Here is a 14,995-nt window from a genome sequence, read left to right as displayed (position 1 = left end):
CTCGACACCTCAACAGGACTTTCCCATGAAGCTCTATTTCGCCCCCGGCGCCTGCTCGCTGGCCGTCCACATCGCGCTGCGCGAGGCCGGCGTCGCCTTCGAGGCGCACCAGGTCGACCTCGCGACCCACACGCTGGCCGATGGCGGCGGCAACTACTTCGAGATCTCGCCGCGCGGCTACGTGCCGCTGCTGGAGTTCGACGACGGCTCGCGTCACACCGAAGGCGCCGCGCTGCTGCAGCACGTGGCGGGGCTCGACGGCTCGCACGCGCTGATCGGTGCACCGGGCAGCCGCCGCCGACTCGAGGTGACCGAGTGGCTGACCTTCGCCAGCACCGAGCTGCACAAGACCTTCAGCCCGTGGCTGTGGCACAAGGAGACGGCCGACAGCACGAAGCGCGACGCGAAGCTGAAGCTCGCCGCGCGTTTCGCCGACATGGAGCAGCACCTCGCGACGCGCGAGTTCCTGGCCGGCGACTACAGCGTCGCCGACGCCTACGGCTTCACGATCGTGAGCTGGAGCAACGTCCTCGGCATCCCGCTGTCGGACTTTCCGCAGCTGCGCGCGTGGATGGCCCGGGTGTCGGCCCGGCCGGCGGTGCAGCAGGCGCTGCGCGCCGAGGGGCTGCTGAAGGACTGAAGCGGCCCCAGCCGACGCGTCAGGCGGCGGGCTTGTGCGCGTTCAACTCAAGGCGGGTGGCCTGGGCGACGCGGCGGGCGGCGCTCGCGAAATCGTCGCCGTTCGAGGCATACAGCACCGCGCGCGACGAGTTGACGACGATGCTCGCATCGGCACGCCAGCCGGCGCGCACCGTGGCCGCGGCATCGCCGCCCTGCGCGCCGACGCCGGGGATCAGCAGCGGCAGCGATGGCGCGAGTTCGCGAACGCGGGCGATCTCGCCGGGGAAGGTGGCGCCGACCACCAGGCCGAGCTGGCCGCTGCGGTTCCAGTCGCCCTGCGCGAGGCGGGCGACGCGTTCGTAGAGCAGTTCGCCCGCTGTGCCTCCTGGGCCATTCGCCAGCGGCTGCGCTTGCAGGTCGGAGCCGCCGGGGTTGGAGGTGCGGCACAGCAGGATCAGGCCCTTGTCGCCGTAGCGCAGCCACGGCTCGATCGAATCGAAGCCCATGAAGGGCGACAGCGTGACCGCGTCGGCCTGGTAGCGCTCGAAGGCCTCGCGAGCGTACTGTTCGGCGGTGGCGCCGATGTCGCCGCGCTTCGCGTCGAGGATCACCGGCACCTCGGGTGCGACGCGCTTGATGTGGGCCATCAGGCGCTCCAGCTGGTCTTCGGCGCGGTGGCCGGCGAAGTAGGCGATCTGCGGCTTGAAGGCGATCACCAGGTCTTTCGTGGCATCGACGATCGCGGCGCAGAAGTCGTAGATGCGGGACGCATCGCCCTTCCAGGTGCCGGGGAACTTCGCCGGATCGGGATCGAGCCCCACGCAGAGCAGGGAATCGTTGCGGCGTTCGGCGCGGCGCAGCTGGTCGGTGAATTTCATGGTGGGGATTTTATGTGCGTGGGCTGCGGACCTCCAGCCAGATCCTTGGCGCCGCACGACCTGCCGATGTGGGATCTGGCTTGCGGACCACGCAGGCCGGTGTGATCGCTTCGCGCTCGGAGGCTCGAATGTAGTCAACGATCGTGCTGCGCAGTTCCGGCGGCACGGCGACTGCGGGTGCGCAACAGGCCAGGAAGGCTCCCAAGGTATCGGCCGGCAATTGCGTGGCGCGATTGCGGTTGATGGCAAAGGAGAGCTTTGCCTTGCTCAATTCTTTCTTGTCGTGATCAACGGTCCCGGAGCCGAACTCCGGCAGGATCAGTGTCGTCAGGGTTTCGTTGGGGCTGAAACCTTCCTGCTGCGACAGGGCTCGTACCAACGCATCGAGAAGCTTCATCGAGATGTCGCTGCCCGACATGTCCAGCGCGCGCAGGCAGGTGTTCCTCCGCAGTGCCTGCGTCACGGCAGGCCCGTTGCCTCTCAGGCTGTGCCCGGCCACGGACAGGCGCTTCAGGCTGTGATTGCCGTCAAGCGCATGGAACAGCTCGGTGACCGAGAGGAACGAATACGGTTCGGTTGTTCCCAGATCCAGCGTCTCGAGGGTCTCGCTGGTGCGCAGGAGTGCAGTGATGGACTCCATCGCACCTTCCGTCAACTTCGTGCCCAGGGCCAAATGGCGCCAGCCCTTGCGTCTATCCTGCTGGACCAGAATCTTGATGTCGGCTTCCGAGAGCGCGCAATCCGACATGCCCAATGCGCACAGCGCGGGGCTGTCCAAGACGACCGCGCAGAGGATGCGCTCGCGATCTTCCCTCGCGAATGGGTTGCCGCTCAGCCACAAGCGTCGGAGTTGGAGGCAGGCCAGCAGTTCGCCGATCGCGTCGCCGGCCCGCAGCGGCTCTTTCGGCTGGCGCGGGGAGGTGAGCTTCCTGCAGATGGTTCTTCTTGTCGTGTCCTGGCGTGTCAAGGGTTGCGTCAGGAAGCGATTGCGAGAAAGATCGAGCGCCTGCAGCTGCGGGGTGTCTTGCAGGCCCGTGGTGAGTTGCGTCAGGCCCTCCGCGGTGAGGTGATTGCCGCTGAGATCGAGCTGGACCGGCACCTCCGGCAACGCGGGCATCCGCTCCCTGATCCAGCGCACCAGGAACTTCAGATCATCGTCCGTCAGGGGGCCTTGCTCGTCGACTGGAAATGGGCATCCGAAGTGCAAGGTCACGGCACCGCCGCCATCTCGCTCGAAGAGCGCCTTGACCAACACCGCGGCTCCATCGCCTTTCTTGTGGCGAATGCAAAAGCGCATGACCTGCGACACGTCGTCTCGGGATGACGGCAGTTCCCACCGGCGAAAGAACGCCGCCACCGGCCCCGTCACAGCGAGGTCGTGCAGCTTGATATTCTGAAGATTCGGTGATGACCGGTCGTTCGGTTCAGGCCGCAGCGTGGGCAGGGCGCCGCGCTCTCTCGAGGAGGTATTGCTGCGCTTCAGCGCCTTGCCGATGATGTCCACGCTCCACCCCCGTCGATCTGCGATTCTCCTGAGTGGCATCCGCCACCAGGATGTTCCAGATCGGACCGGCGCCCGCGGCCTTCAGCGCCGCGGCGTGCCGATGCGCTTCGCCAGCTCGGCCCCGATCCCGGTGTAGCTGCCCGGCGTCATCGCGAGCAGCCGTTCGCGTTCGGCCTGCGGGATCTCCAGCGTGCCGATGAACTGCTGGATCGCTTCGCGCGTGATCGTCTTGCCGCGCGTCAGCTCCTTCAGGCGCTCGTACGGGTTGGCGAGCTTGTAGCGCCGCATCACGGTCTGGATCGGCTCGGCCAGCACCTCCCAGGCGCTGTCGAGGTCGGCGGCGAGGGCCTCGCGGTTCACCTCCAGCTTGCCCAGCCCGCGCAGCAGGCTGTCGTAGCCCAGCACCGCGTAGCCGAGCGCCACGCCCATGTTGCGCAGCACCGTGCTGTCGGTCAGGTCGCGCTGCCAGCGGCTGATCGGCAGCTTCTGGCTCAGGTGGGTCAGCAGCGCGTTGGCGAGGCCGAAGTTGCCTTCGGCGTTCTCGAAGTCGATCGGGTTGACCTTGTGCGGCATCGTGCTGGAGCCGATCTCGCCTTCCTTGGTGCGCTGCTTGAAGTAGCCGAGGCTGATGTAGCCCCAGACGTCGCGCGACCAGTCGATCAGGATGGTGTTGGTGCGCGTGACCGCATCGAACAGCTCGGCCATGTAGTCGTGCGGCTCGATCTGGATCGTGTACGCGTTGAAGCTCAGGCCGAGCGCGCCTTCGATCACGCGCTTCGAGAAGGCCTCCCAGTCGACCTCGGGGTAGGCGGCCAGGTGGGCGTTGTAGTTGCCGACCGCGCCGTTCATCTTGGCCAGCAGCTGCACGCCGGCGATGCGCTCGCGCGAGGTGCGCAGCCGCGCGACGACGTTGGCCACTTCCTTGCCGACGGTGGTGGGGCTGGCCGTCTGGCCGTGCGTGCGGCTGAGCATCGGCACCTCGGCCAGCTCGACCGACAGCGCGGTGAGGCTGTCGACGATGCGGTCCAGCGTCGGCAGCAGCACCTCGGTTCGCGCGGCCTTCAGCATCAGGCCGTGGCTGGTGTTGTTGATGTCCTCGCTGGTGCAGGCGAAGTGCACGAACTCGCCGGCGCCCTTCAGCTCGGCATTCGATTCGAAGCGGCCCTTCAGCCAGTACTCGACCGCCTTCACGTCGTGGTTGGTGGTGCGCTCGATGTCCTTGATGGCCTGGGCATCGGCTTCGCTGAAGCGCGCCACCAGCCCTCGCAGCAGGCCGCGCGCGGCCTCGCTGAGCGGCTTGAATTCGGCGAGGCCGGCATCGGACAGCGCGATGAACCACTCCACCTCCACCTGCACGCGGCGGTGCATCAGGCCGTACTCGCTGAGCAACGGGCGCAAGGCGGCGACCTTCGCGGCATAGCGGCCGTCGAGTGGGGACAGGGCGGAGAGGGCAGAGAGGTTCATGGCGGGGGCGGCGCGACGGGCCGCAGTGGGGACCGGGGGAAGCGCGAGGCTGGAGACGGCCGCGATTTTAGGCGCCCCGGTTCGGTGATGAAATACATGCTCCCGCCACCCCCTGTGACGCCGTCGATGCCCAACGCCCTTCTTCGCGCCTGCGGGCCGCTCCTGTGCTGTGTCCTGACCGCGTCGCTAGTGGGCTGCAACCGGAGCGGCAGCACGACCCCTGCAGCGGGCGTGCCGGCTTCCGCCGCGTCCGTGCCCGTCGCGGCCGCCAGCGCGGCGGCGTCCGCTCCGGCGAGCGCATCGACCCTCGCCGCCCAGCTCCAGCAACGCGCCGACGGCGTGCTCGCCGCGCACCGCCAGATGATCGTGCTGATGACCGGCGAACGCGCGCTGAAGCCGGCCGAGCGCCGCGCGGTCGGGGCCGTCGGCCAGTTGCTGTTCCACGACCTGCAGGAGCGTGTCGATGCGCTCGCCGCCGCCGCGGCCGATACGGCCAACCCCGCGACGCTGCCGGCGCTCGAAGCCTTGCTCGACCGCATCGAGAGCGAGCCGAGCTGGTTCGACGCCGACCGCCTCGCCTTCAAGGAATTCCTGACCCGCCTCGCGGCCCAGTACGCCCAGTCGCAGTCGATCGCCGGCCTGAAGCTCGCGCGCCGCGCCAATGAAGACCTGGCGGTGCTGGCCGAGGTGGAGCAGGCCTACGACCGCGAGCTGAAGGACGTGTTCGGCCGCTTCGCGAAGCGCGGCATCGAGCTGCAGCGCGAGAAGTGGGCCGACTACGTCGCGAAGCTGGCCAAGCTCTACAACCGCGAGCAGATCCTGAAGGACTACGCGACCATCGTGCCGTACACCGCGGCATCGACGAAATCCGGCGTGGCCGAAGAGGCCGATTCGCGCGAGATCTTCGGCGGCTCGCTGCCGCCGAAGACCGTGGTGCTGACCTTCGACGACGGTCCGCACCCGAAGTACACCGACGACATCCTCGACATCCTGAAGCGCTACGACGCACCGGCGATCTTCTTCAACCTCGGCCGCAACCTCGGCACCGTCGACGCGCAGGGCCACGCGAAGCTGGGCCCGAACGGCGCGGTCGCGAAGCGGGTGCTGCAGGCCGGCCACCAGCTCGCCGACCACAGCTTCACGCACAGCGTGATGGCCAAGCTGAGCGACGACGCGGTGCGCACCGAGACCACCCAGACCGAGGCGCTGCTCGACGCGACCGGGCGCCAGCCGTCGTCGCTGTTCCGCTTCCCGTACGGCGCGCGCAACGAGGGCGCGCTGAGCACCGTCGAGGCGCTGAAGCTGCGCTCGATGATGTGGAACGTCGACTCGATGGACTGGGCCGACCCGGTGCCCAAGAGCATTGCCGAGCGCGTGCTCAGCGAGGTGGAGCGCGCCGGCCGCGGCGTGATCCTGTTCCACGACATCCAGGGCCGCACCGTGCAGGCGTTGCCGCTGGTGCTCGACCAGCTGTCGGCCGACGGCTACCGCTTCGCGACCTGGCGCGACGGCAAATTCGTCGTCAACGCGCCGCGCAAGGCCGCGCCGGATGCGGCGCCGCCCGGGGATGCCGACACGCTGTACCGCGACAGCCATGCGCTGGTGATCGGCATCGACCAGTACGCGAAGTGGCCGCAGCTGCACCATGCGGTGCGCGATGCGCGCGCGGTGCAGGAGACGCTGGTGTCGCGCTTCGGCTTCAAGCCGGAGAACGTGACCGCGCTGTACGACGGCGAGGCGACGCGCACCAACATCCTGCGCGTGCTGAACGAGAAGCTGGCGGACCCGAAGAAGCTCAAGCGCGACGACCGGGTACTGGTGTTCTATGCCGGCCACGGCGGCACGCGCAAGCTGGCCAGCGGCCGCGACGTGGGCTACCTGATTCCGGTGGACGCGGCGCAGGTGGATTTCGCCTCCGATGCGATCTCGATGCCGCAGTTGCAGGAGGTGGCCGAAGCCACCCCGGCGAAGCACGTGCTGTTCCTGATCGACGCCTGCTACTCCGGCCTCGGGTTGACGCGCGGTGGTGGCGCGCCGAAGACCGACAGCTTCCTGAGGGACAACGCACGCCGCCTGGGCCGGCAGATGCTGACCGCCGGCGGTGTCGACCAGCAGGTCGCCGACGACGGACCGGGCGGCCACTCGGTGTTCACCTGGACCTTGCTGCAGGCGCTGAACGGCAAGGCCGACCTGAACGACGACAGCGTGATCACCGCCACCGAGCTGGCCGCCTACGTGGCGCCCGCGGTGTCGGCGATCGCGCGCCAGACGCCCGCCTTCGGCAGCCTGCCGGGCTCGGAGGGCGGTGAATTCGTGTTCACAGTGGCCGCCGACCGCGAAGCCCTGAGCGGCGATTCACCGCAGCTCGATGCCGAGGCGAGCCAGTTGAACAAGCGGCTCGACGATGCGAAGACGGCGGCACTGCAGGCCGGCGCGGGCAAGGGCGCCGCGAAGGACGTGCAGGTCGTTGTCAAGAACCTGGAGGGCGGCGACGTGAAGCTCTCGACGCCGGCCGCCGCGCCGGTGGCGCCGCGCGTCGCCGCGCAGCGTGCCAACGACCGTGGCCTCGCGCTGTACCGCGAGCGCCGCTACGACGAGGCCGAGGCCGCCTTCACCGAGGCGCTGAAGCTGCAGCCGGTGTTCGCGCTGGCGGCCAACAACCTCGGCTTCGTCTACTTCAAGCGCGGCAAGCCGGCCGAGGCGGCGCGCTGGTTCGAGCGCGCGATCGAGATGGACGGCAGCCGCGCGCTGGCCTACCTGAACCTGGGCGATGCGCAGCTGCAGGCCGGTGACGATGCGAAGGCGCTGAAGGCCTACACGACCTTCGTCGGGCTGGCGCCGAAGCATGCGCGGGTGGCGGAGCTGCAGGCGTGGATCGCGGCGCCGGATGCGGCGCATCGGCCGAAGTTGCCCTGAACCGGGGCTGCCGTCGTATCCTCTGCGCAAGGCCTTCCCGGCCTTGCGCCACCAGGAGCGACCGCGATGAGCACCGAGCCCAAGCCCAGTCCCCAGCAGGCCAGCGAGCCCGGCCCCGTGCCGAACCCCTCCAAGCACATCCGCCTGACCTCCCACCCCGGCCAGCAGGGCCCGTCCGGCGCGCCGGCCATCCACTGGGGCGCGGCCACCGCGGCCGAGCGCGGCCCGGTGGTCGGCACCACCACCAACCGCAGCCAGCGCAACGTGATCGGCACGCACAGCGGCTCGTACGGCGTGTACCGCGCGCTGGCCCTGGCGGCTGGCAACCTGAAGAAGGGCCACCGCGCCGACCTCACCAACACCGCGCCCACCGACCTGATCGGCCCGTACCCGCAATGGTGCGACGCGACCAAGATGGTCTCGATCGACCCCTGGGGCGCTTCGGTCGCCGACGTGTTCGCCGAGCCCATCGCGCAGGGCTACGACATCCGCCCGACCATCGCGGTCACCCAGGCCCACATCCACCTGCCCGAGGTCAAGCAGGCGCTGGCCTTCCAGCGCCTGCAGGTCGACGGCCGCGTGCTGCTCGCCGACAGCTCGGCCGTCGTCACCAAGGTCGCGATCGAGCCGGTGTGGTGGCTGCCGGGCGTCGCGAAGCGCTTCAACGTCGGCGAGGGCGACCTGCGCCGCCACCTGTTCGAGGAGACCGGCGGCATGTACCCCGAGCTCGTGACGCGCAGCGACATCGAGGTCTTCCTGCCGCCGATCGGCGGGCAGACGCTCTACATCTTCGGCAACCCGCGCCACCTCGCCGACYCGGCCGTCACGCTCACCGCCCGCGTGCACGACGAGTGCAACGGCTCCGACGTGTTCGGCTCCGACATCTGCACCTGCCGGCCCTACCTGACGCATGCGATCGAGGAATGCATCCGCGGCGCGCAGCACGGCGGCGTCGGCCTGATCGCCTACAGCCGCAAGGAGGGGCGCGCGCTCGGCGAAGTCACCAAGTTCCTGGTCTACAACGCGCGCAAGCGGCAGGTCGGCGGCGACAGCGCCGACAAGTACTTCCTGCGCACCGAATGCGTCGCGGGTGTGCAGGACATGCGCTTCCAGGAGCTGATGCCCGACGTGCTGCACTGGCTCGGCGTGCAGAAGATCCATCGCCTCGTCAGCATGAGCAACGACAAGTACGACGCKATCACCGAAAGCGGCATCGCCGTCGGCGAACGCGTCAAGATCCCCGACGAGCTGGTGCCGGCCGATGCGCGCGTCGAGATCGAGGCCAAGATCGCCGCCGGCTACTTCACCGACGGCAGCGTGCCCGACGACGTCAAGCTCGCGGCCACCAAGGGGCGCGGCCTTGTCTAGCCCGGCTGTCCACGAGCTGCGGCAGGCCGCGACGATCCGCGAGCGCTGCGCCAACATCACGCGTGCGGTCGGCGAGGGCCGCTCCGACCACTTCACGCTCGATCACACGAAGCTGGCCGAGGCCGCGCAGCGCGTCGAGCAGGTCACGCGGCACCAGTACCCGACGCTGCGCATCCCGTACCACAGCCGCTGGCGCCACTTCGAGGCCGGCGGCGTCGATCGCAAGGGCGAACTCGACGCGCGGCTCGCCGGGCTCGACGCCGCCGCGCAGGCGCGTGCGCGCATCGACCTCACGGTGGTCAGCGTGCTGCTCGATGCCGGCGCCGGTGCCGGCTGGCGCTATGCCGAAGCCGAGAGCGGGCAGACCTTCAGCCGCTCCGAAGGCCTGGGCGTGGCCAGCTTCCGCGGCTTCATGCAAGGGTTGTTCTCGAGCGATCCCGCGCAGCCGCTGCGCGTGGATGCGGCGGGGTTGGCGCGGCTCGATGCCGACACGCTCGCCGCGATGTTCCAGGTGCGCGACGACAACCCGCTGGTCGGCCTCGACGGCCGCACGCTGCTGCTGCGCCGGCTCGGCGAGGCGATGCAGGTGCAGCATGCGAGCTTCGGTGCCGACGGCCGGCCCGGCGCGCTGTTCGACCGGCTCGCGCTGAAGGCGCACCAGGCGCCGCTGACGGCCCCGCAGCTGCTGCAGGCCCTGCTCGACACACTGAGCGGCATCTGGCTGGCCGGCAACGAGCTCGACGGCGTGCCGCTTGGCGACTGCTGGCGCCACCCGCTCGCCGGCGGCCAGGGCGCGAGCGCCGGCTGGGTGCCGTTCCACAAGCTCAGCCAGTGGCTGTGCTACTCGCTGCTCGAACCCTTCGAATGGGCCGGCGTGCCGGTCACCCAGCTCGACGGCCTCACCGGCCTGCCCGAATACCGCAACGGCGGGCTGCTGCTGGACAGCGGCGTCATCGTGCCGCGCGATGCCGGCTTCTCGCAGCGTCGTCATACAACGGGTGACGAGGCGATCGTCGAATGGCGCGCGCTCACCGTCGCACTGATCGACGAGCTGGCGCCGCTGGTGCGCCACCGCCTCGGCCAGACCGTCACCGCGATGCCGCTCGCCTGCGTCCTCGAAGGCGGCACCTGGGCTGCAGGCCGCGCCATCGCTCGCGAGTTGCGCGACGGCGGCCCGCCGCTCGTGATCGAGAGCGACGGCACGGTGTTCTGAAGCCATCGGGTTTTGCGGCGGGCAGCTGCCGGTTTCGTCACGAGACCAAATTAATACCAGATGTTCCTGATTTCCATCGCGATGGCGAATGGATGCCTTCGGGCGCATCCGATGAGTGCGGGAAAGCCTGCAACTTTGCACACAACTCGACACCTTGACGTGGCATTGCCTAAGGGTTTACCCGCGTTTGTCTGATGACTGGGGGTGATTCAATTGGTCTTGTGGAAGCGTTTCCACATTGACGAAACGCGAACACAGCAAGGCCCTCGCGGCGGCCCGCGCAGTACGTCGACGCGAGATCGAATCAACAGGCAGGGCCGTGCGCAGCAACGCGCCCAGGCCGCGAGAGGGTTGGGAACCATGAACAGATTCAAGCTGAGCGCGCTCGCGCTCGCCGCCGGTGTGGCCGCAACGTCGGCGGCCCACGCGGGCACGATCGTCGCGCCGTACTTCTTCGGCTGGGGCTTCGGCAGCACCGCCTACAAGTTCAAGAACCTGACGGAGGCGAAATCGCGCGCCGGCATGGACGGCATGACGATCGCGTTCGGCATCTCCGGCGGCGGCTGCACGCTCAGCGGCGGCATGGAGAACACGCTGAACAACGCGTCGATCAAGGCCGACGTCAAGTCGTACATCGACAGCGGCAACAAGGTGATCCTGTCCTTCGGCGGCGCAAGCGGCACCTACCTCGAATCGGTCTGCTCGACCAACGACCTGGTCGCGCTGATCCGCAAGCTGATGGACACGCACGGCACCCGCATGATCGACTTCGACATCGAAGGCGGCCAGCTCGGCGACACGCGCCTGAACGGCGTGCGCAACGCGGCGATCAAGCAGCTGCAGGCGATCTACCCGGACCTGTACACCTCGTTCACGCTGCCGGTGGATCCGTTCCGCACCAACTCCGAGCCGGGCGGCCTGCCGCCCAAGGCGCTGGAGCTGATCAAGGGCGCGGCGAGCGCCGGCGTCACGGTGTCGATGGTCAACATCATGGCGATGGACTACGGCACCTACTACAGCGGCGGCAAGAAGATGGGCGACCTGGCCGTCTCGGCCGCGCAGTCGACCTTCAACCAGCTGAAGGGGGTGTACCCGTCGAAGACCGATGCGCAGCTGTGGGCCATGATCGGCATCACGCCGATGATCGGCCAGAACGACGTCGCGGAAGAGATCTTCACGCCGGCCGATGCGGTCACCGTCGCCAACTTCGCGAAGCAGAAGGGCATCGGCCTGCTGGCCTACTGGGCCGCGCAGCGCGACCGCGTGGGCTCGGGCAGCCTGGACGACTTCAGCCGCGCCAACACGCGCGACTACGAGYACTGGCAGGCCTTCGCGGCGGCCAAGGGCTCGAACCCGCCGGCTCCGGCGCCCGCACCGGCCCCCGCGCCCGCCCCGGCACCGATCGCCAAGCAGTACACCGTGAAGTCGTCGTTCTCGAACCTGTGCCTGGACATCGCCGGTGCCAGCACCGCCGACGGCGCCAAGCTCGTGCAGCAGAATTGCAGCGGCGCCTCTTCGCAGGTGTTCTCGTTCGTGCCCGACACCAGCGGCACCTACCGCATCGTCAACATCAACAGCGGCCGCTCGCTCGACGTGACCGACGTGTCGACCGCCAACGGCGCGCTGATCCAGCAATGGGCCAACACCAGCGGCGCGAACCAGCGCTTCGCCCAGCTCACCGATGCCGCCACCGGCACGGTGCGCCTGCAGGCCGTGAACAGCGGCAAGTGCATCGACGTGAAGGACTGGAACAGCGCACCCGGCGCATCGATCCAGCAATGGGATTGCAGCGTCAACGCGAACCAGAAGTGGGCGCTGATCCCGGTGACGAGCGCGCCGGCTCCGGCCCCCGCTCCTGCGCCGGCCCCGACGCCCGCTCCGGCACCGGCTCCCACGCCCGCCCCGGCCCCGGCCCCGACGCCTGCCCCGGCACCTGCTCCCGCACCGGCTCCGTCGAGCTGCGTGGCCTGGACCGAAGGCATCACCTACAACGCCGGCCAGGTCGTCAGCTACCAAGGCAAGCAGTACAAGGCCCTGGTGACGCACACCGCGTTCGCCGGCGCGAACTGGAACCCGGCCGCCACGCCGACGCTGTGGACGCCGACCAGCGCCTCGTGCGGCCCGTCGCCGGCACCGGCGCCTTCTCCCGCCCCGGCTCCCGCGCCGTCGCCTGCCCCGGCACCCGCGCCGGCCCCGGCCCCCGCACCGAACGGCACGCTCACGCTGCCTGAAGCGCTGAAGGCCGTGCAGACCAAGCGCGTCTACGTCGGCTACTACCCGACCTGGAGCGACAACTGGTTCGACGCCACCGGCAAGACCGCCAACGACGTCTACAAGGCCAGCAAGTTCGCGAAGGTGCCCGCCACCTACACGCACGTGATGGTGTCGTTCGCCGACCCCAACTTCTCGTGGGCCGGCATCAACACCAACAGCTTCTCCGGCACCGGCATCACCTTCAGCGCGTCGCCGAAGGACATCAAGGCCGCGATCGACGTGCTGCACCAGCGCAACCAGAAGGTGATCCTCGCCGTCGGCGGTGCCACCTACAACAACTGGGGCCCGCTCGCGGCCCAGGGCGCGGCCGGCAGCGGCTCGATCATCAACGCCCTTGCGAAGATCCAGACCGAGATGGGCTTCGACGGCCTCGACGTCGACTACGAAGCCGACGGCGACGTGGACCGCTATGCCAACTCGATCAAGGCGCTGCGCAAGGCAGTCGACCTGGCGGGCGGCGGACGCGTGCTGACGCTGGCCGGCTGGTCGAGCGGTGCGGACTGCACATCGGGCACGACGGCCGACCCGGCCTGCGCCGGCAAGATGTCGTACTGGGGCGGCAATGCCGGGCGCGAGCGCGGCGTGGTGCTGAAGTACCCGGCGGTCGCGAACATGCTCGACCTGGTCAACGTGATGAGCTACGACGCCCGCTACGAGCACTTCGACGGCATCGTCGCGTACAACCAGTACCGCGCGCTGTTCCCGTCGAAGACCATCGTCTCGATCGGGCTGGAACCGTCGCCCGAGGGCTGGGCCGGCGGCATGCTGGTGGTCAACGATGCCGACGCCCAGTGCACCGGCTCGCGCAACCTGCAGGACCAGTACGGCGTGAACCTGAACCTGCCGTACTCGGTGCAGCGCTACACGAATGCGGTGGCGAACGGCACGGCGGCCAACCGCAATGCACGTGACGGCGCGATGCTGTGGGCCATCATCAAGACGGGTGGCGGCGCGTGCGGCGGCGCACAGCTGGCCACGCCGGGGACGGTCGGGCAGAAGGTGGGCAACACCTTCGGGCTGACGATCGATCCGCTCCTGCAGACCTCCGACTGGAAATAGACGACAGCCCCCAGTCGCTGGCGCTCCTGCCCCCGAGGGGCGCCACCCCTGGGCCCGGCAAAGCCGGATCCCGGGGCGTTGCTGGATCGAAACGACTCACTTTGCGCAGCCCGGGTGCCAACCCGGGTCCCACCACCAGATCTCAGGGAGTGTTCCATGCGTTCCAAGCGTTACCAGTTCGCCCGCCTGCCGCTCGCCGTCGCGATGAGCAGCGCCTTCCTCGCCGCCTGCGGCGGCAGCGACGGCAGCAGCAACGGTGCACCCGACGCCGCTGCTGAAGGCCACGAATCCGCGCAGGCCGCCCGGGCCAGCACGGCCGGCACCATCACGCTGGCCAGCGGCATCTACACGATCGTCAATGCCCAGAGCGGCAAGTGCGTCGACGTGGCCGGTGCGAGCACGGCCGACGGCGGCCGGCTGCAGCAGGCCGGCTGCAACAAGAACGCCGCCCAGTCGTTCGAGCTCAGCGACGCCGGCGGCGGCGTCTACAAGCTGATCAACGKCGGCAGCGGCAAGGCGATGGACGTGGCTTCGGCCTCGACCTCCGACGGCGCGGCGCTGCAGCAGTGGGTCGACAACGGCACCAACGCGCAGCGCTTCCGCATCGAACACCTGGGCGGTGATCGCTTCCGGCTGGTGAATGCCGGCAGCGGCAAGTGCGTCGACGTGACCGGCGCCTCGACGGCCGATGGCGCGGTGCTGCAGCAGCTGTCGTGCAGCACGAGCGGCGGCCAGGCGTTCCGCTTCCTGCCGCGCAGCGGCAACGTCACCGCGGCGGTCGCGGTCGGCATCTACGAAGTCAAGTCGGTCGAGTCGGGCCTGTGCCTGGACATCGCCGGCGCCAGCACCGCCAACGGCGCCAAGGCCCAGCAGAGCGCGTGTGCCGACGTCAGCTCGCAACGCTTCGAGCTGCGCGCCGAGACCGGCGGCACCTTCCGCCTGGTCGACAGCGGCAGCGGCAAGTCGCTCGACGTGACCGACGTGTCGACCGCCAACGGCGCGCTGATCCAGCAATGGACCACCGCTGCCAGCGACAACCAACGCTTCGCGATCGCCGTCTCGGGCGCGGGCTTCTCGATCAAGGCCCGCAACAGCGGCAAGTGCGTCGACGTGAAGGACCACAGCCTGTCCGCCGGCGGTGCCATCCAGCAATGGGACTGCGGCACCGGCGCGAACCAGCAATGGAAGCTGACTGCGGTCGGCGCACCAGCACCTGCCCCCGCTCCGGCGCCTGCCCCCGCACCCGCGCCGGCACCTTCCCCGGCACCGGCTCCCGCGCCTGCACCGGCCCCCGCGCCCGCGCCTGCACCGGCACCTGCCCCCGCTCCGGCACCCGCACCGGCCCCGTCGTCGACCGACCTGTTCGATGCCCGCAAGAAGGACATCGCGATGCAGATCGTCTCCAGCGCCGAGAACTCGTCGCTGAACTGGAAGGCGCAGTACGCCTACATCCAGGACATCCATGACGGCCGCGGCTACACCGCCGGCATCATCGGCTTCTGCTCGGGCACCGGCGACATGCTGGAGGTGGTGCAGGAGTACACCAACCGCAAGCCGGGCAACGTGCTGTCCAAGTACCTGCCGGCGCTGAAGAAGGTGAACAACACCGAGTCGCACGCCGGGCTCGACCCGACCTTCACCGGCGACTGGAAGACCGCCGCCGCCGACGTGATCTTCCAGCAGTCGCAGGACTACGAG

General features: G+C 69.2%; 9 protein-coding genes. 6 read left to right on the top strand and 3 right to left on the bottom strand.

Going from position 1 to position 14,995, the window contains the following annotated elements; all coding sequences use genetic code 11:
• Window positions 1-25: 25 nt before the first annotated feature.
• Window positions 26-640 carry a glutathione binding-like protein gene (locus tag AC1D15_RS05410; protein WP_477825198.1) on the top strand — a complete coding sequence of 205 codons (615 nt, stop codon included), beginning with the start codon at window positions 26-28 and terminating at the stop codon, window positions 638-640.
• Window positions 641-659: 19 nt separating this feature from the next.
• On the opposite strand, the gene pyrF is transcribed toward AC1D15_RS05410, so the two are convergent.
• From pyrF to purB, 3 genes are all read right to left on the bottom strand, one after another.
• Entirely contained in the window at window positions 660-1,499 is an 840-nt protein-coding gene (gene pyrF, locus AC1D15_RS05405; RefSeq protein WP_477825197.1) for an orotidine-5'-phosphate decarboxylase, read from the bottom strand.
• 10 nt (window positions 1,500-1,509) lie between these two features.
• Window positions 1,510-3,003, bottom strand: a complete 1,494-nt coding sequence (locus tag AC1D15_RS05400; RefSeq protein ID WP_477825196.1) for a leucine-rich repeat domain-containing protein — start codon at window positions 3,001-3,003, stop codon at window positions 1,510-1,512.
• Window positions 3,004-3,084: 81 nt separating this feature from the next.
• On the bottom strand, window positions 3,085-4,467 hold the full coding sequence (purB, locus tag AC1D15_RS05395) for an adenylosuccinate lyase (protein WP_047501654.1): 1,383 nt from the start codon (window positions 4,465-4,467) through the stop codon (window positions 3,085-3,087).
• A gap of 231 nt (window positions 4,468-4,698) precedes the next feature.
• On the opposite strand from purB, the gene AC1D15_RS05390 reads away from it, so the two are divergent.
• The 5 genes from AC1D15_RS05390 to AC1D15_RS05370 form a co-directional block, all read left to right on the top strand.
• Complete coding sequence (locus tag AC1D15_RS05390) at window positions 4,699-7,383, top strand: polysaccharide deacetylase family protein (RefSeq protein ID WP_477825195.1); 2,685 nt, start codon at window positions 4,699-4,701, stop codon at window positions 7,381-7,383.
• Window positions 7,384-7,449: 66 nt separating this feature from the next.
• Entirely contained in the window at window positions 7,450-8,751 is a 1,302-nt protein-coding gene (locus AC1D15_RS05385) for a GTP cyclohydrolase II (protein WP_477825194.1), read from the top strand.
• Window positions 8,744-9,964 (top strand): URC4/urg3 family protein, encoded by a 1,221-nt coding sequence (locus tag AC1D15_RS05380; protein ID WP_477825193.1) that lies wholly within the window; start codon window positions 8,744-8,746, stop codon window positions 9,962-9,964. The genes AC1D15_RS05385 and AC1D15_RS05380 overlap by 8 nt, the downstream gene beginning before the upstream one ends.
• Window positions 9,965-10,324: 360 nt before the next feature.
• Entirely contained in the window at window positions 10,325-13,297 is a 2,973-nt protein-coding gene (locus tag AC1D15_RS05375; RefSeq protein WP_477825192.1) for an RICIN domain-containing protein, read from the top strand.
• Window positions 13,298-13,453: 156 nt separating this feature from the next.
• Window positions 13,454-14,995 (top strand): RICIN domain-containing protein (locus AC1D15_RS05370; RefSeq protein WP_477825191.1); only part of this gene is annotated, 1,542 nt, incomplete at its 3' end.

This window comes from Rhizobacter sp. P2_H2, from assembly GCF_056403375.1.
Note: the sequence above shows the minus strand (reverse complement) of the source record. Positions and strands in the feature narration are given on the sequence as shown.